The organism is Mycobacterium sp. SM1 (assembly GCF_018361265.1).
Classification (GTDB): Bacteria; Actinomycetota; Actinomycetes; order Mycobacteriales; family Mycobacteriaceae; genus Mycobacterium.
In genome coordinates this window covers 90,620-112,860 of the sequence record NZ_JAFLNH010000004.1, presented here as the reverse complement: position 1 = coordinate 112,860, position 22,241 = coordinate 90,620, and the positions used below count along the sequence as shown (strand labels likewise).

Annotated in this window: 17 protein-coding genes and 2 pseudogenes; 10 read left to right on the top strand and 9 right to left on the bottom strand. The window is 66.8% G+C overall.

The genetic code is table 11. The features are described from left to right. Positions 1-180 precede the first annotated feature (180 nt). Genes MSM1_RS16970 through MSM1_RS16955 form a run of 4 tightly spaced genes read left to right on the top strand, consistent with a single transcriptional unit; the run spans position 181 to position 7,286 of the window. Positions 181-3,435, top strand: a complete 3,255-nt coding sequence (locus MSM1_RS16970) for a thioester reductase domain-containing protein (RefSeq protein ID WP_213444733.1) — start codon at positions 181-183, stop codon at positions 3,433-3,435. A gap of 19 nt (positions 3,436-3,454) precedes the next feature. Then, a complete protein-coding gene (locus MSM1_RS16965; protein WP_213444732.1) occupies positions 3,455-4,363 on the top strand; it encodes a metal-dependent hydrolase in 909 nt (302 codons plus the stop codon). 22 nt (positions 4,364-4,385) lie between these two features. Next, a complete protein-coding gene (locus MSM1_RS16960) occupies positions 4,386-6,197 on the top strand; it encodes an SDR family oxidoreductase (protein ID WP_213444731.1) in 1,812 nt (603 codons plus the stop codon). A 12-nt stretch (positions 6,198-6,209) separates the two neighbouring features. Beyond that, positions 6,210-7,286 (top strand): PDR/VanB family oxidoreductase, encoded by a 1,077-nt coding sequence (locus MSM1_RS16955; RefSeq protein WP_213444730.1) that lies wholly within the window; start codon positions 6,210-6,212, stop codon positions 7,284-7,286. Between the two features lie 14 nt (positions 7,287-7,300). Here MSM1_RS16955 and MSM1_RS16950 read toward each other — a convergent pair whose 3' ends face one another. Next, positions 7,301-9,781, bottom strand: a complete 2,481-nt coding sequence (locus tag MSM1_RS16950) for a DNA translocase FtsK (protein WP_213444729.1) — start codon at positions 9,779-9,781, stop codon at positions 7,301-7,303. A 136-nt stretch (positions 9,782-9,917) separates the two neighbouring features. Between MSM1_RS16950 and MSM1_RS16945 the strand changes: the two genes are divergently transcribed. Then, the gene (locus MSM1_RS16945; protein ID WP_213444728.1) at positions 9,918-10,232 is read left to right on the top strand and encodes a putative quinol monooxygenase; all 315 of its coding nucleotides are present in this window, start codon (positions 9,918-9,920) and stop codon (positions 10,230-10,232) included. 82 nt (positions 10,233-10,314) lie between these two features. Beyond that, positions 10,315-10,767, top strand: a pseudogene (locus MSM1_RS16940) (hypothetical protein); the annotation flags it as partial. A gap of 16 nt (positions 10,768-10,783) precedes the next feature. Here the strand turns inward: MSM1_RS16940 and MSM1_RS16935 are convergent. From MSM1_RS16935 to MSM1_RS22075, 4 genes and pseudogenes are all read right to left on the bottom strand, one after another. Beyond that, entirely contained in the window at positions 10,784-12,460 is a 1,677-nt protein-coding gene (locus MSM1_RS16935; protein ID WP_213444726.1) for a ribonuclease J, read from the bottom strand. A gap of 19 nt (positions 12,461-12,479) precedes the next feature. Then, positions 12,480-13,382 (bottom strand): 4-hydroxy-tetrahydrodipicolinate synthase, encoded by a 903-nt coding sequence (dapA, locus tag MSM1_RS16930; protein WP_213444724.1) that lies wholly within the window; start codon positions 13,380-13,382, stop codon positions 12,480-12,482. A 15-nt stretch (positions 13,383-13,397) separates the two neighbouring features. Continuing rightward, positions 13,398-14,150, bottom strand: coding sequence for an FAD-dependent thymidylate synthase (gene thyX, locus MSM1_RS16925; protein ID WP_213444722.1), 753 nt, complete (start codon positions 14,148-14,150; stop codon positions 13,398-13,400). 267 nt (positions 14,151-14,417) lie between these two features. Then, positions 14,418-14,798 (bottom strand): annotated as a pseudogene (locus MSM1_RS22075) (DUF3027 domain-containing protein); the annotation flags it as partial. 211 nt (positions 14,799-15,009) lie between these two features. On the opposite strand from MSM1_RS22075, the gene MSM1_RS16920 reads away from it, so the two are divergent. Beyond that, the gene (locus MSM1_RS16920) at positions 15,010-15,294 is read left to right on the top strand and encodes a hypothetical protein (RefSeq protein ID WP_213444720.1); all 285 of its coding nucleotides are present in this window, start codon (positions 15,010-15,012) and stop codon (positions 15,292-15,294) included. 65 nt (positions 15,295-15,359) lie between these two features. Then, on the top strand, positions 15,360-15,590 hold the full coding sequence (locus MSM1_RS16915; protein WP_236057275.1) for a hypothetical protein: 231 nt from the start codon (positions 15,360-15,362) through the stop codon (positions 15,588-15,590). A 499-nt stretch (positions 15,591-16,089) separates the two neighbouring features. Here the strand turns inward: MSM1_RS16915 and MSM1_RS16910 are convergent, their stop codons facing one another. Next, positions 16,090-17,340 (bottom strand): IS256 family transposase, encoded by a 1,251-nt coding sequence (locus tag MSM1_RS16910; RefSeq protein WP_213440920.1) that lies wholly within the window; start codon positions 17,338-17,340, stop codon positions 16,090-16,092. 151 nt (positions 17,341-17,491) lie between these two features. Between MSM1_RS16910 and MSM1_RS16905 the strand changes: the two genes are divergently transcribed. After that, entirely contained in the window at positions 17,492-18,301 is an 810-nt protein-coding gene (locus MSM1_RS16905; RefSeq protein WP_236056991.1) for an IS5 family transposase, read from the top strand. 254 nt (positions 18,302-18,555) lie between these two features. Here MSM1_RS16905 and MSM1_RS16900 read toward each other — a convergent pair whose 3' ends face one another. Further along, positions 18,556-18,909, bottom strand: coding sequence for a hypothetical protein (locus tag MSM1_RS16900; protein ID WP_213444716.1), 354 nt, complete (start codon positions 18,907-18,909; stop codon positions 18,556-18,558). Positions 18,910-19,352: 443 nt separating this feature from the next. Between MSM1_RS16900 and MSM1_RS22775 the strand changes: the two genes are divergently transcribed. Further along, positions 19,353-20,507, top strand: a complete 1,155-nt coding sequence (locus MSM1_RS22775) for a cobalamin-independent methionine synthase II family protein (protein WP_213444714.1) — start codon at positions 19,353-19,355, stop codon at positions 20,505-20,507. A 338-nt stretch (positions 20,508-20,845) separates the two neighbouring features. Here the strand turns inward: MSM1_RS22775 and MSM1_RS16890 are convergent, their stop codons facing one another. Both MSM1_RS16890 and MSM1_RS16885 read right to left on the bottom strand, forming a co-directional pair. Next, positions 20,846-21,334, bottom strand: coding sequence for a dihydrofolate reductase (locus MSM1_RS16890; protein WP_213444712.1), 489 nt, complete (start codon positions 21,332-21,334; stop codon positions 20,846-20,848). Positions 21,335-21,394: 60 nt separating this feature from the next. Further along, the gene (locus MSM1_RS16885) at positions 21,395-22,195 is read right to left on the bottom strand and encodes a thymidylate synthase (RefSeq protein ID WP_213444709.1); all 801 of its coding nucleotides are present in this window, start codon (positions 22,193-22,195) and stop codon (positions 21,395-21,397) included. Positions 22,196-22,241 lie beyond the last annotated feature (46 nt).

Sequence of the window (22,241 nt, the reverse complement as noted above, 5' to 3'; positions counted from 1 at the left end):
GCACGGTCCAGCGCATGACCTTGCCGTTCGTAGCTAAATTGGCCAATTGAGGCTAGCATGTGAGAATATAAATAGCGTTAATAGCTTTTGCTTGACACGGCGCGGAGCGCTACTAGACCGCGAAAAGAAGTTGTTTCGCTGATTTCGGCTAGCGCCGACCCGGAGGTGGGAGGGACTGCGATGGAGACGCTCATCGATTACCTGCGGACGTGGGAAACGCGAAGGCCCGACCAGGCCCTGTACCGGTTCGTCGATGCCACCGGCCGTGAACTCGAGCACTACACCTACCAGGGCTTTGGCGAACGCACGCGTGAGCTGGCCGCCTACTTGTCTGCCGAGGCCGGCCTTCGGCCGGGCGACCGCGCGCTGCTGGTCTACCCGCCGGGCCTGGAGATGGTGGCGGCGTTCTTCGCGTGCGCGCGCCTCGGGGTGATCGCCGTACCGGTCAGCCCGCCGTTGCCGATGGCGTTTGACGCGGGGCTGGCCAAACTCGGCTTTATCGCGCGGGACTGCCAGGCCAAGACGGTGCTGTCCACCAAGCAGTTCGAGTATGACTACCGGCTGCTCCTCGGTCACCGGCAGGACGCGCCGCCGTGGCCGGACCCCGAGCCGCCCGCGGAGCTGCCCTGGTTCGCGACGGACACCACGCAGGACTTCGGCGGCGCCCCGGTGGCGGACACCCCCGGGCCGGTGCTGTTTTTGCAGTACACCTCCGGCTCCACCGGCGACCCCAAGGGGGTGATCGTCAGCCACGCCAACGTCATCGCCAACGGCTCGGCCTTCACCGGCGAGGAAGTGTGCGTCAGCTGGCTCCCCCAGCACCACGATATGGGCTTGATCTCGGCATACCTGTTCGTACTGGTCAAAGGCGGCAGCACGCATGCAATGTCGCCGGCCGACTTCCTGCAGCGGCCATCGGCCTGGCTGCGGCTCATCAGCGACGTGCGCGCCACCCACACACCCGCACCGACCTTCGCCCTCGAGTACTGCCTGCGCGAGGACAAGCTCCCCACCTCCGAGCTGGCCGGCGTCGACCTGAGCAGCTTGGAGAGCATGGTCATCGGTGCAGAGCCGCTGCGGGCCAAGACCTTCGCCAGCTTCCGGGAGCGCTTCGCGCCCTACGGCCTGAGACCCGGCGCACTGACCGGCGCGTACGGATTGGCCGAAAACACCCTGATCGTGTCCCTGCGGGGGCGCCAGACCCTGGCTCTGAACAAGCGAGCGCTGGAGCGCAATGCTGTGCGGGTCGAAAAGGCCCTGCCCGAAAACAGCAACCAGACCCCGGTGGTGAGCTGCGGCAAGCCTCTTGATGGGAACGTGGTCCGCATCGTCGATCCCCAATCGGGGCAGGCTTTGGGCGAAGGCCGCATCGGCGAGATTTGGGTGGACGGGCCCTCTAAAGGGCGCGGCTACTGGCGCCGTCCCGGGCTCACCGCGCAGACCTTCGAAGCCCGCATCGTCGGCGATGACGAGCACACCTTCCTGCGCACCGGGGATCTCGGCTTCTTGTATGAGGGCGAGCTGTTCGTCTGCGGGCGCAGCAAGGATCTGATCATCGTCCGCGGCGTCAACTGCTATCCCTCGGATATCGAAGCCGTCGTGGAACGGTCGGCCGCGCAAGTCCGTAACGGCTGTGTGGCCGCCTTCCCGGTCGAGCACGAGGAGCAGGAAGTACTGGTCGTGGTCGCTGAGGTTCGCGACGAGCGCGCCCTCCCGGAGGCCGCGGACCTGGCGCGCACCATCCGCAGGCACTGTCATATCGACCCGCACACCATCCTGTTGGTGCCGCCGCACAGCATTCCCAAGACCACATCGGGGAAAATCCGGCGCGCACAAACCCGCCGGCTCTGGCTAGAAACCAAGCTGCCCGTGCTGGCGCGCTGGACTAATCAGATGACTCACCGAACCCACCGGGACCGGGACACCACGGCAGGTCCGCTGCAACGCTTCCGTCACCTCATCGAAAGCTACGACCTCACCGGCGCCGAGAACTGCTCCTTCGCGGATCTTGGCATCGACTCGCTGTCGCTGGCCGAGCTGCGCGCCGACCTGAAGGCCCTGCTGGCAGAGCATGGCGCGACCGAGCTGGCCGAGGAGGTCGACACCCGGCTGCTGCAGCGGCTGACGGTCGCCGAGTTCTTCCGGCTGGTGCGCCAGTTCGGCGGGGGGTCAAGGCGACCGCTGCCGGCGCTGCGCCGCGCGCTGGATCAGATTGCCGCCGACTACCAGGCCTACGAAACCAGCCAGATGCGCGCCGACGCACAACTGCCCCTCCCGGCGCTTCCACCCGCACGTGAACACGGGCCCAGCGACATCCTGCTGACCGGAGCGACCGGCTTGCTGGGGCCGTTCCTGCTGGCCAGCCTGCTGCAACGGACCTCCTGGCGGATCCACACCCTGGTGCGTGCCGCCGATACGGCCCACGGGCTGGACCGCGTCGTCGCCGGGCTGCGCCGGGCCCGGCTCTGGTCGCCCGCTCTGGAAGCCGAGGTCCGCGCGCGGGTCCGCGTGATCTGCGGGGATCTCGCCGCGCCTGGCCTGGGAATCGGCGAGGCGGGGTATCGGCGACTGGCCGAGTCCGTCGCGGCCGTCGTGCACAACGGCGCCCTGGTCAACTACGTCCGCACCTACGACGCCCTGCGGCCCACCAACGTGGCCGGCACCCACGAGCTGTTGCGCTTGGCGATGACGGCGCGCCGCAAGGCCTTTCACCTGGTCTCCAGCACCTTTGTCTACGGCTGGAGCACCAAGCCCGTCGTCGGCGAGTGGGACGTCAACGAGGAGATGGCGGGCCTGGACTTCGGCTACTCGCAGACCAAATGGGTCGCCGAGCAGCTGGCGCTGGCGGCGGCCCGCCAAGGGCTCGACGTGCGCGTCTACCGTCCCTCACTGATCTGCCCCACCAGCGCGGGTTGCGGCAGCCGCGAGGATATCGTGGTGCGCCTGACGGCGTTTATGATCGAGCACGGCCTGGCGGTGAACGCCCACAATCAGATCAGCCTGCTGCCGGCGGACCTGGTCGGCGACCACATTGTCGCGATGATGGGCCTGCCGAGCGCGGACACCGCCTGCGGTCATGTCTTCAATATGACCGCGGATCACTACTACAGCCTGATGGATATCACGCGGGTGTTGTCGGAACGGCACGGCTACCGGTTCACCTACCACGACATTGCGTCCTTCGCCGAACAGGTAAACCGCCACTGCACGCCGCGGGATCCGCTGTATCCGCTGGTCGATTTCCTCACCCGCTCGGCCGGCAAGATCGCCGCGATGCGCGACAAGCGCTACGACAACACCCGCTACCGGCAGGCGCGTGCGGCGGCCGACGTCCGCCTGCACGAGCCGGCCCTGACCGCCATCGTCGACGACCTGGTACGGTTCTTGCGCAGCGAGCGCCTGATCACCGAGGCTGATACCCAATGCATTGCCTAGTGACTCCGGGGGGTTGACGATGTTTAGTGTCGATGAGCGGGCGGCCGGTTCGCATGACGCGTCACTGGATCACGAACGAATCGTCCTGCAGGCGCGCGACGTGGCGTTCGACTGGGCGACGCTGCCGTTTTACTACGTGCCCCACGAGCCCTTCGCCACCCATTTCTGCAACGTCCTGCACCTCCTGCTGCCGGCGGGCGAAAAGTGGATCGTCGAGGTATTCACGAGGGCGCTGCCGCTGATCAAGGACGACCAGCTGCGGCTGGACGTGCAGGGATTCATCAGCCAGGAGGCCATGCACTCCCAAGCACACGCAGGTGTGCTCGAGCATTTCGCGGCCAGGGGCATCGACCTGACACCGTTCACGGACCAGATCCGGTGGCTGTTTGACAAGCTACTCGGCGACCGGCCCTGGTGGGGCCCGCGACGACGGCAGAAGTGGCTGGCAGAGCAGGTGTCGATCGTGGCGGCCATCGAGCATTACACCGCCATCCTGGGTGAATGGATTCTCGACACCCCGCACCTGGACGCCCTCGGCGCCGACCCGGTGATGCTGGACCTGCTGCGCTGGCACGGCGCCGAAGAAGTCGAACACAAGGCGGTCGCCTTCGACACCATGAAGCATCTGCGGGCCGGATACTGGCGCCAGGTGCGCACCCAGCTGCTGGTGACCCCGGCGATGCTGTGGTTGTGGATACGCGGCATCCGATTCATGTATTCCGTCGACCCATACCTGCCGCCGGGAACCGCGCCGCGCTGGCGGGACTACTTCGACGCGGCGCGCCGGGGTTTGGTGCCCGGGCCATTCCAATTCGTGCGGGTCATCGGCGCCTACTACCGGCCGGGCTTTCATCCGTCTCAGCTGGGCGGGGTGGCCCGCGCGGTCGAGTACTTGGCCCGCTCCCCTGCCGCCCGCGCGTCTCACTGAGCACCGCGCGGGGGACTCGCAAATGAATCAGCCCAGCATCACCGTGACGGCTTCAGACGGGGTCGCCCTCGCCGTGCACGCCTATGGCGAGAGCGACCGGGGACGCCCGACCATCCTGGCGGTGCACGGCTACCCGGATAACCACCACGTGTGGGACGGGGTCGCGGCCAAGCTTGCCCACCGATACAACTTCGTGGCTTACGACGTCCGCGGCGCCGGGGCATCAGCAACGCCGACAGACCGTTCCGGTTATCGGCTGCCCCAGCTGGTCTCCGATGTCGGCGCGGTGATCGACGCCCTGGGGGTGGAGCAGGTGCACCTGTTGGGCCACGACTGGGGCTCGATCCAATGCTGGGCGGCGGTCACCGACCACTCGCTGGTGGGCAGGATCGCCTCGTTCACGTCGATCTCCGGGCCGCATCTGAACTATGCCGGCAGGTTCCTGCGCTCACCGCGCACCCCGCGCGCCGTGGCCGACGTCGCCAAACAGGTTCTGGCGTCCTCCTACATCTGGTTCTTCTTGTGCCCGGGCGCGCCGGAGTGGAGTATCCGCTCCCGGGTGGCGGTGAAAGTCATTGAGGGAGTTGAACGTATCGGCCGATCACGCACCCGCGGCCAGCCCGACGCCACGTACCGGTCGATCCACGATTACCTCAATGGGCTCAACCTGTACCGTGCCAACATGCCCGGGCCGCTGCTGGCTCCCGGAAAGCGGCTGGCGCAGACCAGCGTCCCGGTGCAGGTGCTGGTGGCGCGCAAGGACTATTTCGTGACGCCCGCCCTGCAGCGGTTCACCGGCTCGATTCCGCCCGGCGGCCGGGTGGTTCCGATCGAGGGCGGGCATTGGGTGCTGACCTCGCGTCCCGACGTGATCGCCCGGCTCACCGGTGAGTGGGTCGACCTAGTCGTCGAGGGCACGGCACCGGCGGGTGAGTCCGTCGTGCACACCGGCCCGCGGGATGTGCACGGCAAACTGGCGCTGGTCACCGGTGCGGGTGCGGGGATCGGTCGGGCCACCGCGGTGCAGCTGGCCCGCCGGGGCGCGGCCACCGTCGTGGTTGTCGACCGAGACCTCGACGGCGCCAACGAAACCGCGGCGGCGGTGCGGGCGGCCGGAGCCGAGGCCGCCGTCTACCAGGTCGACGTCAGCGACGAAGCGGCGATGAATAACCTTGCCGCACAGGTGCACGACACGCACGGCGTGGTCGACATCCTGGTCAACAACGCCGGCATCGGGATGGCGGGCCGGTTTTTGGAGACGACGCCCGAGCACTGGGATGCCCTCCTGGGCGTCAACCTGCGCGGGGTGATCAGCGGGTGCCGGGCGTTCGGCGCCCAGATGGTCGAGCGCGGCCAGGGCGGAACGATCATCAACGTGGCCTCCGCGGCGGCGTTCCTGCCGTCGAAATCCTTAGTCGCCTATGGCACCACGAAGGCGGCGGTGCTCGCGCTCAGCGAATCGCTGCGCGCCGACCTCGCCGACGAAGGCATCACGGTCACCGCGGTGTGCCCGGGTTTCGTCAACACCAACATCGCCAAGAGCACCAGCTACGCCGGTATGACGGCCGAGCAGCAGGAGCGCGCCCGGCAGAAGGCCGACGCCGCGTATCGGCGCCGTAACTACACCCCGGAAGCGGTGGCCACGGCGATCGTCAAGGCGGTCAAGACCGCTCCGGCGGTGCTGCCGGTCGCCGCCGAGTCCAAGATCGGCTACGCGCTGCGCCGCATCAGTCCGTCGCTGGTTCGGCTGTTCGCCCGGTTCGACATTCGACCGACCACGGCGATCGCCACCGCGGCGGAGCCGGGAGCAGCGGGTCGCCGCGCAACAACCTAAGCGGGACTACCCGTGTCACAGAATATTTGGGGCAGCAGGCCGGCAGACTTATACGGCCGCCGCAAACACGATCGCGTTCTCACCGCGTTTTGGGGTGCCCGTGTTCTCTTCGGCGGCTTGGCCGCGCTGTCCCGCTGGACGCCCTCCCGGGTCGCCCCGGTACAGCGCACGATCAGCGCAGTGGTCACCAAACGGCAAGTGCTGGCACCAGACGTGGTCGCGCTGACACTGGCCGACCCGGATGGCGCAGTGCTGCCGTCCTGGACACCGGGCGCGCACATCGATGTCCGGCTGCCCTCGGGCCGCCGTCGCCAGTACTCGCTGTGCGGTCCGCCCGGGCGGCGCACCGACTACCGCATCGCGGTGCGCCGCATCGCCGACGGCGGCGGCGGCTCGATCGAGATGCATGACACCGTCGACGTGGGCCACACCCTGGTTTTCGAAGGTCCCCGCAACGCCTTTTATCTGGTCACCGACGAGCACGACGTGCTATTCGTGATCGGCGGCATCGGGGTAACGCCGATCCTGCCCATGATCCGGCTGGCCCAGCAGCACGGAATACGTTGGCGGGCCGTGTATGCCGGGCGCAGCCGCGACTATATGCCGCTGCTGGACGAGGTGCTCGCGGTGGCGCCGGATCGGGTGACGGTCTGGGCCGACGACGAACGCGGCCGCATTCCCACCGCTGCCGACCTGCTCGCCGGCGCCGGACCGACCACGGCGGTGTACGTCTGCGGGCCGGCCGGCATGCTGGAGGCGGTGCGCGCGGCGCGCGACCAGCACGCCGACGCGCCCCTGCACTACGAGCGCTTCGCCCCGCCGCCGGTCATCGACGGTGCCCCTTTCGAGCTGGTGCTGGCGCGCTCGCGGCGGGTGCTCGCCGTGCCGCCGAACCGCTCGGCGCTGGCCGTCATGCTCGACCACAACCCGGCGACCCCGTATTCGTGCCGGCAAGGATTCTGCGGCACCTGCAAGGTCAAGGTGCTGGCCGGGGACGTCGATCGCCGGGGGCGCACCACCGAAGGCGATGACGAGATGCTGGTCTGCGTCTCGCGGGCCAAAGGCCACCGCGTGGTCATCGACGCCTGACCGGCCGTCGGCCGTTAATCGGAGGCTGGGGCGGTGTCGAGGCCCCGGATCGACGCCAGGGTCGCGGCCAGCTCGTCGGGTTTGACCAGCACCTCGCGCGCTTTGGATCCCTCCGACGGCCCGACGATGCCGCGGGTTTCCATCAGATCCATCAACCGGCCGGCCTTGGCGAACCCGACGCGAAGCTTGCGCTGCAGCATCGACGTGGACCCGAACTGGCTGGTGACCACCAGCTCTACCGCCTGCAAGAACACGTCCATGTCGTCGCCGATGTCCGCGTCGACGTCCTTTCGTTCCCCGGTGAGTGTGGTGGTAGTGACCCCCTCGGTGTATTCGGGTTCGGCCTGCTCCTTGCAGGCGGTGACGACGGCGTGGATCTCCTCATCGGTGATGAACGCCCCCTGCAGCCGGATCGGCTTGCTGGCGCCCATCGGCAGAAACAGGCCGTCGCCCATGCCGATCAGCTTCTCCGCACCCGCCTGATCGAGGATCACCCGGCTGTCGGTGAGCGACGAGGTCGCAAACGCCAGCCGGGAAGGCACGTTGGTCTTGATCAGCCCGGTCACCACGTCCACCGACGGGCGCTGGGTGGCCAGCACCAGATGAATACCCGCGGCGCGGGCTTTCTGGGTGATCCGCACGATCGCGTCCTCGACATCGCGCGGCGCGGTCATCATCAGATCGGCCAACTCGTCGACGATGGCCACCACGTACGGGTAGGGCCGGTATTCGCGCGAACTGCCCAGCGGCGCGGTGATCTCACCGGAGCGCACCCGAGCATTGAAGTCATCGATGTGGCGCACCCGCGAAGCCTGCATGTCCTGGTAGCGCTGCTCCATCTCATCGACCAGCCACGCCAGCGCGGCCGCCGCCTTCTTCGGCTGGGTGATGATCGGGGTGATCAGATGCGGGATGCCTTCATAGGGCGTCAGTTCCACCATCTTCGGGTCGATGAGGATCATCCTGACCTCCTCGGGGGTGGCCCGCGTCAGCAGCGACACCAGCATCGAGTTGACGAAGCTGGACTTGCCGGAGCCGGTGGAGCCGGCGACCAGCAGGTGCGGCATCTTGGCCAGGTTGGCCGAGATGAAGTTCCCCTCGATGTCTTTGCCCAGTCCGATCACCAGTGGGTGGTGGTCCCGGCGGGTGGACGGCGCGGTGAGCACGTCGGCCAGCCGCACCACTTCGCGATCGGTGTTGGGCACCTCGATGCCGACGGCGGATTTGCCGGGGATCGGTGCCAGCATCCGTACACTCTCGGTGGCCACCGCGTAGGCGATGTTGCGGTGCAGCGCAGTGATCTTCTCGACCTTGACGCCGGGCCCCAGCTCGATCTCGTAGCGGGTGACGGTCGGCCCGCGGGTGCACGCCGTGACGGCCGCGTCGACCTTGAATTGGGCGAGCACCTGGTTGATGGCACCGACCATGTGGTTGTTGGCGGCGCTGCGTTTCTTGGGCGGGTCCCCCGGGAGCAACAGGTCGAGCGACGGCACGGTGTAGGGCCCGTCGATGACCCGATCCAGCGCCGGTTGGTCAAGTACGCCAGGGGATTTTGCGGCACGCCGGCGAGGGCGCGTGCCATCGGGCTCCGCGACGATGGCGGTGTCGGCCGCCCTCGGGGCATGCTCGCCGGGCGGCCAGGCGCTTGCCCCGTCACCGGGCAGGTACGGCGGATCATCGTAGTAGCCGTCGGAAAAGTCGTCGGCGGCAATATCGTCGACATCTGCGACGTCAGCGGCGTTGTCGCGGAGGCACTTCGGGCCGGCCCCGGAGAACTGGCCACGACGCGGGAGGAGCCCGGCGCTGCACATGGTGCGCAGCTTGCCGGGCACCTCACGAAGCGTGGTCCCGGTCAGCAGCAGCGAGCCGAACAGCACCCCGATCAACAGCAGGGGCGCGGCGATCCAGGCGGTCAACCCGTCTGCCAGCGGTCCGCCGATGGCGAAACCGATAAACCCCCCGCCGTGGCGGCGCGCGTCGGGGGTGTCCGGCGACCCCGCCCCCAGGTGCCACAGCCCCAGGGCGGGAAAGGCGATCATCGCCACGCCGAGGATCAGCCGCGGGCGGGCGTCGGGATCGGGCTCCGTTCGCATCAGCACCACCGCGACGACGGCGATTACCAATGGCAGCACCGCAACTGCCGAGCCGATCAACGTCCGCAGCAGCGTGTCGACCCACGCCCCCGCCGGGCGGGCGGCGTGCAACCACGAGCTTGCCGCGATCAGGACGGCCAGGCCCAGCAGCAGCAGCGCGATCCCGTCGCGGCGGTGTGCGGGCTCGATGTCACGGGCGCGCCCCACGGATCGCGCCGCGGTGCCGGCGCCCCTGGCCAGGGTCAGCCAGATGCCGCGGGCGAGCCGGCCGGCGGCCAGCCCGGTGGCCACGGGCACAGACCGATTGCGGCGCGGGCGAGCCGGGCGCCGCCGGGTGGGCCGTGACATGGCCTTCGACCTGGCTGCTCGGGCGCCGGATCGGGTGGCGGTCTTGTTGGACATGCCGGCAAGCCTAATCGCAAACACACCGTCTGCATCATTTGCCACACTGATTACGGCCGCTGGCGGTTCGGTGTCGGAGCCGCCGGGTAGGGTGCGAGGCGTCAGGTGATCACCCCGAGAGGCTCAGGAGGCCCACATGCCCGTCGTTGTCGTCGCTACCCTGACCGCCAAGCCCGAGTCCGTCGACACCGTCCGCGAGATCCTCACCCGCGCGGTCGAAGAGGTCCACAACGAGCCGGGATGCCAGCTCTACTCGCTGCATGAATCGGGGGACACCTTCGTCTTCGTCGAGCAGTGGGCCGACGCCGCGGCGCTCCAGGCCCACAGCACCGCTCCGGCCCTGACCCGGCTGCTCAAGGAGACCGGCGAGCACCTGACCGCCGCGCCCGACATCAAGACGCTGACCCCCATTCCCGCGGGCGACCCGGACAAAGGCCAGCTGCGTCGCTGACGTGCCGGTGCCCGGCCCGGCGCTTGCCCACCGGCATCGCCGTGGCCGTCGCTGCGGGGCTTTTCTGGACAAGAGGTAGCCGATTGTGCGCAACCCCGCGGCGCAGACGGCCTTAGGGCCGCTGGTCCTGGCGGCTGTCGAGCAGCACGAGCCGCCCGGGCGGCGGCTGGTGAACGACGATCTGGCGGCAGCCTTTTTGCCGCCGCCCGCGCGGTGGCTGACCGCTGCCACCCGATCAGCCCTGCTGCGTCGGCTGTTCATCACGGCGCTGGAGCGTGCCGGACCTGATGGCACGAATCTGTACGGGACCACCACGCTCTACCGCATAACGCGCCAACGACGGCAGCTGTGGCACTTCGGATTACCACCCGGGGAGGTGGCGGGGTTTCTCGCCGGATACGGCTGGCGGCTGGTTGAGCAGGTAGGGCCCGAGCAAATCGTGCACCGCTATGTCGCACCGACCGGCCGCAACCTCACAGCCTCGCAGATCGAATGGTCGGCGGATGCGGAAAAAAACCTGAGTGCCGGCCCGCGTCCCCGCCGATCCGGCTTCAGATCTCCAGCACCGTGGGCACGATCATCGGCTGGCGCCGGTAGGTTTCTCCCACCCACTTGCCGACCGTGCGGCGCACCGCCTGGGCGATCCGGGTGGGGTCGGTGATGTTCTCGGCGGCCAGCAATTCCAGCTCTTCCTCGACTTTGCGGACCGCGGGCTCCAGGGCCTTGGGGTCCTCGGAGAAACCCCGCGAATGCAGGTGCGGCGGGGCCGCGGGACGCCCAGTGCCGTGTCGCACCACCACGGTCACCGCAACGAAGCCCGACGATAAAATGAGCCGTTCACCCAGGGTGATTTCCCCGACGTCGCCGGTGACCAGCCCGTCGACGAACATTTTGCCGACCGGCACCGCGCCCGCGATGCCGGCTTTGCCGGCGACCAGGTCGACGCTGACGCCGTTCTCCGCCAACAGAATGCACTCCTGCGCCACCCCGGTGCGCGCGGCCAGTTTGGCGTTGGCCCGCAGCATTCGCCAGGTGCCGTGGATGGGCATGACGTGGCGGGGTCGCACCGCGTTGTACAGAAACAGCAGCTCACCGGAGTATGCGTGACCTGAAACATGCACGCGCACTTGCTGATTGGTGATAACTTGGGCGCCGATCTTGGACAGCTCGTCGAGCACACCGTAGACGGCCTCCTCGTTGCCGGGGATCAGCGAGGAGGACAGGATGATCAGGTCGTCGGAGGTGAGCGTGATGCTGCGGTGCTCTCCGCGGGACATTCGCGACAACGCCGACATCGGCTCGCCTTGAGTGCCGGTGGTGATCAACACCACTCGTCCGGGCGGCATCATCTCGGCGGCGGCGATGTCGATCAGATCGGAATCGGCCACGCGTAAAAAACCAAGCTCACGGGCGATCCCCATGTTGCGCACCATGGATCGGCCGACGAATGCCACCCGCCGCCCCAGCGCCACGGCGGCGTCGATGATCTGCTGCACCCGGTCTACGTTGGAAGCGAAGCACGCCACGATGACACGGCCCTCGGCGCCCCTGATCAGGCGATGCAGCGCCGGGCCCACTTCGCTTTCCGACGGCCCGACACCGGGAATCTCGGCGTTGGTCGAATCGCAAAGCAAAAGATCGACACCGGCGTCGCCGAGCCGGGACATGCCGGGCAGGTCCGTGACGCGTCCGTCCAGCGGCAACTGGTCGAGTTTGATGTCTCCGGTGTGCAGGATGCTTCCCGCCCCGGTGTGCACCGCGATCGCCAGCGCGTCCGGGATGGAGTGGTTGATCGCGAAGTACTGGCACTCGAACACGCCGTGCGTGCGGCGCTGGCCCTCGGCGACTTCGAGGAGCACCGGTTTAAGCTGGTGCTCACGGCATTTGGCGGAGACCAGCGCCAGGGTGAACTTCGAGCCGACGACCGGGATGTCGGGCCGCAGCTTGAGCAGAAACGGGACCGCCCCGATGTGGTCCTCGTGCGCGTGGGTGAGCACCAGCGCCTCGATGTCATCGAGGCGGTCTTCGATGTGCCGCAGGTCCGGCAGGATGAGGTCGACCCCGGGCTCGTCGTGGGTGGGGAACATCACCCCGCAGTCGATGATCAGCAGCCGACCCAGATGCTCGAAGACGGTCATATTGCGCCCGATTTCGCCGACACCGCCCAGGGCGGTAACACGCACCCCGCCCGGGGTCAGCGGTCCGGGCGGGTTAAGGTTGTCGGTCACCTGCAAGCTCACCCGTCGCCTAGCGGAGCACTGAGGCGGAGCGCATGTCGGCGGCCAACGCCTCGATTTGTTCAGGTGTCGCGGGCATTTGCGGTAGCCGTGGATCGCCGACGTCCAGGCCCTGCAGCCGCAAACCCGCTTTGACCATCGTCACACCGCCGGTGCGGCTCATCGCGTCGCACAGTGGGCCGAGGGTGACGTTGATCTTGCGAGCGGTGGTGATGTCGCCGGAGTGGAAGGCGGACAACATCTCCCGCAGCTGGCCCGCCGCCAGATGCGAAATGACGCTGATGAAACCGCTTGCCCCCATTGCCAGCCAGGGCAGGTTGAGCGCATCGTCGCCGGAATAATAGGCCAGCCCGGTTTCGGCCATCAGCTGAGCGCCGGTGTGCAGATCTCCCTTGGCGTCTTTGATCCCCACGATGTTGGGGTGTGACGCCAGCGCGCGGATGGTGTCCGGAGCAAGCGGTATCACCGAGCGCGGCGGGATGTCATAAAGCAGCACCGGTAGCGCGGTGGCGTCGGCGATGGCCGTGAAATGCGCGATCAGCCCGCTCTGCGGGGGCTTCGAGTAGTACGGCGTGACCACCAGCAGGCCGTGTGCCCCCTCGGCCGCGCAGGCCTTCGCCAACCGCACGCTGTGCGCCGTGTCATAGGTGCCCGCGCCCGCGATGACCCGGGCACGGTCACCGACCGCCTCCAACACGACACGCAACAGCGTGCGTTTCTCCTCGTCGGTGGTGGTCGGTGACTCCCCGGTGGTGCCGGACACCACCAGCCCGTCGCATCCGGAGTCGACGAGGTGGTTGGCCAGCCGCGCCGCGGCGGCGGTATCCAGGGAGCCGTCAGCACCGAACGGAGTCACCATCGCGGTCAGCAGCGTGCCCAGGCGTGCCGGGGCGTCGAATCCGGCGGTGCTCACGGTCCCTAGGTTACGTCACGCCTCGGTCGCCAGGGGGGACGTCGCGACCTCGGTGCCGTCGGCGAGGGTGGTGATCTCAAAATCGGCGAATACCGCGGGCGCCACCTCGAGGAGGTGACGCAGGCACACGATGGCAAGCCGCCGGATCTCGACGTCGGCGTGCTCGCTGGCGCGCACCGCGATGAAATGCCGCCACGCCCGGTAGTTGCCGGTCACCACGAGGCGGGTCTCGGTGGCGTTGGGCAGCACGGCGCGGGCCGCCTGGCGGGCCTGTTTGCGGCGCAACACCGCGTTGGGCTGATCGGCGAGCCTGGCCTCCAGCTTGGCCAGCAGGTCGGCGTAGGCGGCGCGGCTGGTGTCGGCGGCCGTGGCGAGGAGCTGCTGCAGCTCGGGCTCGTCTGACATGCCCGGCGGCACGACGATCCACGAGTCACCGTCCGGAACGTACCGCTGGGAGAGCTGTGAGCAGGACAAATGGCGGTGCCGGATCAGCTCGTGAGCGCAGGATCGGGAGATGCCGGTGATGTAGAAGGACACGCTGGCGTGCTCGAGCACCGAGAAATGCCCGACGTCGATGATGTGCTTGATGTAGGCGGCGTTGGTCGCGGTCTTCGGGTTGGGTTTGGACCAGCTTTGATAGCAGGCCCGCCCGGCGAACTCGGTGAGCGCCTGCCCGCCGTCGGCGTCGGTGCTCCACGGCACGTCGTCCGGCGCGCTGAACGCGGTCTGGGCGATCAGGCGCACGCGCAGCGGGGCGGTGTGGGCCACAGCGCTCACCATAGCCGGCGGTGGACGGTGACCCGACGACCCGCGCCGGCCGAGCCTGCGCGCCGCATCGGACAACGGCGCACCGCTGATCGCCCACGACACCGGTGAGTTCGTGGTGCCGATGGCCATCGTCCCGCGCCACGGATGCCCCGGTGCACGCAAAGGCCGGGCGTGGATCGAATCGTCATTCGGCCCTGCCACAGGCGTGTAGCCCTACCTGGAGACCATCGACGACCCAGACGTCCCGGGCGACGAACGCCGCGGTCGCTAGCTCGACTCCGCCGGTGTGTCCGTGACGTCGAGCGCCCATTCGTCGGGGTCATATGCTGGCAGCTCATTGCCGCACACCCCGAATGTCGCGCCCAGCGAACCGGCCAGCGGCAGATAGCAACCGCTATCGCGGCACGCCCATGTGGGTAGAGCGAGCCGTCGGTGAATCGGGACCGAGTCGCGTCGTGCCACCGGCGCGCGGCCGCGGAACGACCTTGAGCGCTCGTCGGCCGGCGCCGTCCCTCTCCGATCTCAGCGGCGGCATCGTCGGCCTGCTGATCACCACTGGCCGGGAAACTCGACATTAGACGGCATTAGAAGCGGATCGTCGGACCACGGCGCCAACCGGCCACCGGGCCGGATCCGCCGATCCCACGGAGGCGTCTACCGCGCCACGCGGCGGTTTCGGTACCGCGCAACAAGTTCGGCGATCCGCAGCCAATCCTGTTGCTGCCGGCTCGATGGTAAACGTGCCATCGGCCAAGTCGCCACGGAATCGCGGTTCGGTCGTGTCCCTGCGGCGGTGTAAAAGGGTTCGGACGTAGGTTCCCTCGAAGACGCGCAAGTCTGAAGGATGGAGCCTACGTGCGTGTCGAGAAGGTTATCGCCTGCGCAGCGGTTGCAGGCAGAAATTGATGGGGTGTTCGCCGGTGGAGAGGACCTGGCGGGCGCGATCGAGGAAGTAGCCCGGCTCGGTGCCGAGGTCATGGCCGACTACTGGGCGATCTTTGACCTGCCCGACAACATCCAACCCGGCCTGGATGCGGTCACACTCGCCCAAAACCGCATCGACGCGTTCGCCAAACGCTGGCGCGACTCCTATCCGGCGGCGGTGCGGGCCCTGCTCGATGACCGTGACTCGCTGACGGTGTAGCTAGCAGGGTACGGCACTCAAATTTTATCGAGCAGACGTTCGAGCAGACCCGCCGTCGGGTCAAGGTGATCGGTCGGCTGCCCGGCGAGCACTCCTGGCTGAAGCTGGTGTGGGCGGTGCTCGACCGGGCCTTGGCAGCATGGCGCGGGTTCACCATGACGCCCGCCGGGCTGCGGCTACCGCAGGACCTGCGAAGGTCGTTGCATGACCCACCGACTCAACTGCCGCAACGGGACTCGGAACTACACATCGAAACCGGAGCGGCGCCGGCCGATTCTGTCGGCGCCATCGCATAGCATCACAATCGCAAGTCAGCGGAATCTGTGTTCGACTTTTACACCGCTGTTGGGACGCCACCGCGCGCTTCGGGTTCGGCGCCCAGCCGCAGAGGGCCACATTCCACCACTCGGCCCCGTACCGTGGCCACGCATCCAGCGCGTCAAGGCGTCAAGATCTTGATCGCCGTCCGCTTACTCCTGTGAGAGCCTGTTCACAAACTTGTGTGGCAGTAGTGACTGGTGATAACAGTGTGATAACGATTGGGTGTCGTTCAACGGCACAAGACGGGGCTCGCGATAGCAGGTAGACACCAAATCCCCTGCTGCCGGAGCCCCGTGAATGCCTGTCTACCCCGTCGAGTCCAGGAAAACCAGTTGCGCCGCGGCGGGTTGCCTTTGTCGTGACCGAAAGCCGCAGTATCCATCGGATCTGAGCGATGAGCAGTGGAAGCTTTTGGGCCAAGTCCGGAGTGGTGGTGTATGAGTTCGCTCGATGCGTGACCCTTCGGGTGGGAGTTTAGGCCATCAATGCCGGCGTGGTGGTGCCGGACTGGTCATCGACCGGTTGGTCGGTGGTGGCCAGCACTGCGCGGGATCGGGTGAGCACGTCGAGGCCAAGGTAGCGGCGGCCTTCGATCCATTCGTCGTGCTGTTCAGCTAACACCGCGCCGACGAGGCGGATGATCGCACTGCGATCGGGGAAGATGCCCACCACGTCGGTTCGGCGCCGGATCTCTTTGTTGAGCCGCTCCTGGGGATTATTCGACCAAATCTGGCGCCAGATCTGTTTGGGGAAGGCGGTGAACGCCAGCAGCTCGGCGCGGGCGGCATCAAGGTGCTCAGCCACTTTCGGCAGCTTGCCACTCAGCGCGTCGAGTACTCGATCATACTGAGCTGCAACAGATTCCGCGTCAGGCTGGTCGAAGATCGAGTGCAGCAGGGTGCGCACCCACGGCCAGGACGATTTCGGGGTGACGGTCATCAGGTTGACCGCGTAATGGGTGCGGCAGCGCTGCCAGGCCGCTCCGGGCAAGGTGGCGCCAATGGCCTCGACCAGCCCGGGATGGGCGTCACTGGTGACCAGGGCCACCCCGGACAGCCCGCGAGCCACCAGGTCGCGGAAGAACGCCAACCAGCCCGCTGCATCCTCGGCGGAGGTGACCTGCACGCCCAGGATTTCGCGGTAGCCCTCGGCGTTGACGCCGGTGGCGATCAGGGTGTGCACCCCGACCACCCGCCCGCCCTCGCGCACCTTGAGCACCAGGGCGTCCGCGGCCACAAACGTGTAGGGGCCGGCATCCAGTGGGCGGGTGCGAAACGCCTCCACCGCCTCATCGAGCTCGGCAGCCATGACCGAGACCTGCGATTTAGAAAGGCCTGTCACGCCGAGGGATTCGACGAGGCGCTCCATGCGCCGGGTGGACACACCGAGCAGATAGCAGGTCGCCACCACACTGGTCAGCGCCCGCTCGGCCCGCTTGCGCCGCTCCAGCAGCCAGTCCGGGAAATAGCTCCCCCGGCGCAACTTGGGAATTGCCAGCTTGATCGTGCCGACGCGGGTATCGAAATCCCGAGGCCGATACCCGTTGCGCCGATTGGTGCGACCCGGACTACGTTGCCCATAGCCAGCGCTGCACACCGCGTCGGCCTCCGCGCCCATCAGGGCCTGAATAAACGTCGACAACAGCGCCCGCAGCAAATCCGGGCTCGCCGTGGCGAGTTGCTCCTCCAACAGCTTCTCAACATCGATAGGGTGGTGGTTGGTCATCGCGTTGTTCTCCTTCGGGTGACTGATCCGTCGTTTCGAAGGATCACGCGATGACCGCCCTCTACTGGGCTGCGACACACCCGCTAATCAGCGGGTCGTACACCACCTCCCTGGACGCAACTAGCTTTTGCGCCCGGAGGTCGAGGCGGTGATGGCCGAGTTACGCCGCGGCCCAGGTGGGCGGGCGATGGTCCACGATCTGCGGGCGGTCCTGGATGCGATCGGTTACGTGACCCGCTACGGCATCGAATGGCGGGCTCTGCCAGCAGATTTCCCGCCGTGGCGGGCGGTGTATGCGTTCTTTGAGCGCTGGAGCCAGCGGGGGATGCCGCAGCGGCTGGTCGACGGGTTGCGCGCTCGGCTGCGTGTCGCGTGGGGTCGGGCTCCGCTGCCCACCGCCGGGGTGATCGACGCGCAGTCGGTCAAGGCCGCCGACACCGTGGGCGCCACCACCCGCGGCTACGACGCCGGCAAGAAGATCAATGGCCGAAAGCGCCACATCGTGGTGGACTCGCTGGGCCTGCTGCTGGTCGTGGTCGTCACCGCGGCCTCGATGCAGGATCGAGACGCCGCGTTTCGGGTGCTGGGCGTGGTGCGGGAACGCTTCTCCATGATCTCGCTGGTATGGGCCGACGGCGGCTATGCCGGGCGTTTGGTCGATTGGGCGAAATCCGTTCTGGCACTGACCGTCCAAGTCGTCAAGCGCAGCGACGACATGGTTGGCTTCACGGTGCTGCCGCGCCGCTGGGTCGTCGAACGCACCTTTGGCTGGATGCTGCGTTACCGCCGACTCGTCCGCGACTACGAACGCCGCCCAGACCACCACGAAGCCATGGTGCTCTGGGTCAACGTCACGATCATGACCCGCAAACTCCACCAAGCGACCCCAGGGGCGCGACCGAATCCTCGATGGGGACGCCCTCGCACCGGCCCGCCCGCGCCCATCGAGCAGGCAGCCTAAACGTTTGTGAACAGGCTCTGAGACCTAATTTGAGTTTTCAGTGCGTGGCCGGAGGCTTGCCCGATGTGCGGAGCTGGCCCGCAGCCGGCTCGCTCGAGACGATAGCCGACATGTGAGCCAAGCTTAGGTGAGCGAGGTCCTCGACCGGTTTCGCGCTGGCCGCGCTGCGCGAGCAGAGATAACGCGAGCAGAGATAAGCAGCCACTGGCCCCTTACCGTCTTATTTTCGCATTGGACGTTCTGGCCAGAACTGATTACTGGCTGGGCGCCCCTGGGCTCGAGGGCACGCCACCGACGATGCCATGCACGTCGGGCCTGTCGCTGATGATCCCGGGCACGTTCGGCAGCTGGTTGTTGCGCAGCGACCTCTCTGCGTCCGGGCAGTAATTCGATATTCCCATCTTGCTGAACATCCCGGCCATGTCGGGGTTGATGGTGGTTTTTCCGTGAATGTCGGACGTCGCATTGATGAGCGTGGACATTAACGACGCAAATGACGAGCCCACTTGGGTCATCATCGGGCAGACCGACTGTCTCGAGTCGTTGGTAGGGTCGGCCTGCACCGGAGCGGCCCAGACGGCGGCCGCAGCGATCAGACCGACGGACATTGCCAGTCCCGCCCCGAAAGTCCGATTGTGCCCCATAAGTTCCTTTCCGTTGTCTCGAATGGGTGGCGCACGGCCACTGCGCGCGAAACTACCAATCGCATCCGAAGGTGCTATTTTATAATCACCGTTGTGACACGAACCCGTCACAATCCTGACTCTATAGATTTGCTTATTTACGTTAGAATTTCATTACTAAATTTAAAATCCGCCCGGCGACACGGGGCTATTTTTGAGGCTGCGTCAACTGCCGGATGAGATGCGTCGCACGGGCGCATTCTCCGGTGAGGCGACGATCCCCACGCGCGTGTTCTGGCCAATACGCCGTATTGACTGGTTCGTGGCGCTCTGTGACCATGGGGCGGTGGCCGTTGTCCGCACGCTTTCGCTTGACGCTGGGGGCCGGTCACGGTGGCGGCGTCACTACTTTTCCGGGAGGTGGAGCCGTGCGGCCAAGCGCCGAGCGTATCTTGACGACCCATGCCGGCAGTCTCCCCAGACCGCCGGAGTTGCTTGCGCAGGTATACGCTCAGGAAGTCGGTGAGCCGGTCGACACAGCCAAGGTGGGAGCCGACGTGCGCTCCGCGGTCAACGAGACCGTGCGTAAGCAACTCGATGCCGGCGTCGACGTGGTCAACGACGGCGAGGTCTCAAAGCCCTCCTATGCCACCTATGTCAAGGATCGCCTGACCGGCTTCGGTGGTGAAGGCTCACTCGAGGAGCTGGTTCCGCTGATTCTGGACCTAAGCCAGTTTCCCGACTTCGCCGCCGAGCGTGTCCCGCCGATCGTCGAGTCGCTCGCCAACATCAGATTCACCGCTTGCGACGGGCCGGTGGCGTACACCGGCCACGACGCACTGCAGACCGACATCGACAACCTGAAGGCGGCCGTGGCGGGCGCCTCGCCGGCGGGCGCGTTTATGACTGCGGCCTCGCCTGGCGTCATCTCGGTGTTCTCGCCCAACCGCTACTACTCCGGCGAGGAAGAGTATTTGGCGGCGATCGCCGACGCGATGCGTGAAGAATACGAGGCGATCCACCGAGCCGGTTTCCTGCTGCAGCTGGACTGCCCCGACCTGGCAATGACCGCGCCTGGCGCCGGCTCGCTGCAGAATTTCCGCAAGCAGATCGAGCTGCACGTTGAGGCGCTGAATCACGCCGTCGCCAACATCCCTGCCGAAGCAATGCGCATTCACGTTTGCTGGGGCAACCTTGAGATGCCTCGGACCAGTGACGTCGAACTCAAAAGCATCATCGACATCGTGCTCAAGGCCAAGCCCGCCGGGATCATGCTGATGTCTTCGAGTGGCCGCCATGCCCACGAATGGGCCGTCTTCGAAGACGTTAAGCTACCTGATGGCAAGTACGTGCTTCCAGGTGTGCTGGACCCGACCACCAACGTGGTCGAGCATCCTGAGGTCGTTGCCCAACGCCTAACCCGCTACGCCGGTGTTGTCGGCCGCGAGAACGTGATGGCGGCTACCGACTGCGGCTTCAGCACGTTTGCGGGCTACCAGCTCGTCGTTCCCAGCGTGGTGTGGGCGAAGTTGCAGGCGATGGCCGAAGGGGCAAGGCTTGCCACGCAACGTCTCTGGCACTGACACGATCACCTTGAAACGCTAATTTCCGTATCCGACTCTGCTCCACCGCGGTGAGGTGGCGGCGAACCCAAGAAGACCTGGCAGACGATGTTTTGAACGCACGTTTGCGTAGCCAGCCAATGATGCAGGCGGAGTGGCGGGGGTGGCGACCCGCGCACCGTATGGGTGGCGATGCGAAGACAGAGGAGACCAACAAGGGCAGTCAAATCGCCTGGACCACCACTCCCCTCGCGACAGGAAATGACGCCACAGGTGCATCGGTAGCGGCATGTCGTCGGCGGGATAGATTACCCTCACGAGTTATTACCCTCGCTAGTTGAGACGACGCTGGTCAAACCTCACACGGCACGCCGGTAGCTGGCGAACCGGTAGCGCAATCCGCTGCTGCTGATCTGCCATTCCCCCACGGACCCCACCCAGGTGTCGTCGAGCACCGGGGCCAGCGCGTCCCCATCTTCGGGGGGCAGGTCGATGTCGACCTCGGTGACCTCGCAGCGGGTGGCCAGTGGCAGTGCTCGCGCGTAAAGCTGCGCGCCGCCGATCACCCAGATCTGCCCCTCGCTCAGCGCCTCGCACAGGCTGCCCACCACGTCCGCACCGTGGGCTACGTAGCCAGGGTGGCGGGAGAGCACGACATTGCGCCGGCCCGGAAGCGGGCGCACGCTAGTGGGCAGCGACTCCCAGGTGCGCCGGCCCATCACCACGGTGTGACCCATGGTGAGCGCCTTGAAGTGGGCCTGGTCTTCGGGCAGCCGCCACGGGATGGCGCCGCCGCGGCCGATGACACCCGACGTCGACTGAGCCCAGATCAGGGCCACATCGGCCATGCGCGCCATCCTTCGTCATCGCTGCCTCATCGCCGCGCTTCGGCGTCGTCGGCGGCGCGGTCATATCGCGACGGGAGCTTTGATCGGCGGGTGCGGGTCATAGTTCTTGATGACGATGTCCTCATACGTGTAGTCAAAGATCGAATCACGGTGAGCCAGAGCGAGCTCCGGGTAGGCCCGCGGTTCACGCGACAGCTGCAGCCGCACCTGCTCAACGTGGTTGTCATAGATATGGCAGTCTCCGCCGGTCCAGATGAGCTCCCCGACGTCCAGGCCTGCCTGGGCGGCCATCATGTGGGTCAGCAGCGCGTAGCTGGCGATGTTGAACGGCACCCCGAGAAACAAATCCGCGCTGCGCTGATACAGCTGGCAGCTCAGCCTTCCCCCGGCAACGTAGAACTGAAACAGCAGGTGACACGGCGGTAGCGCCATGTTGGGAAGCTCGCCGACGTTCCACGCCGAGACGATGATGCGCCGCGAATTCGGGTCGGTGCGCAGCAGCTCCAGCGCCGCGCTGATCTGGTCGATGTGCTCCCCCGAGGGTGTCGGCCATGACCGCCACTGCACCCCGTAGATCGGTCCGAGATCGCCGGTGGGAGAAGCCCATTCATCCCAGATGGTGACGCCGTGCTGGTGTAGCCAGCCGATGTTGGAATCACCGCGCAAAAACCACAGCAGCTCGTAGATCACCGATTTAACGTGCACCTTCTTGGTGGTGATCAGCGGAAAGCCGGCCGAGAGGTCATAGCGCATCTGCCGGCCGAAAAGGCTGCGGGTTCCGGTGCCGGTGCGGTCGGCCTTGGGTACCCCCCGCTCCAGCACCAGGCGCAGCAAATCCTCGTAAGGCGTGGGAACGGGCACGCGCCCAGCTTAGCGGCGATCACAGGCGCGGCGAAGCCCGCTGCGG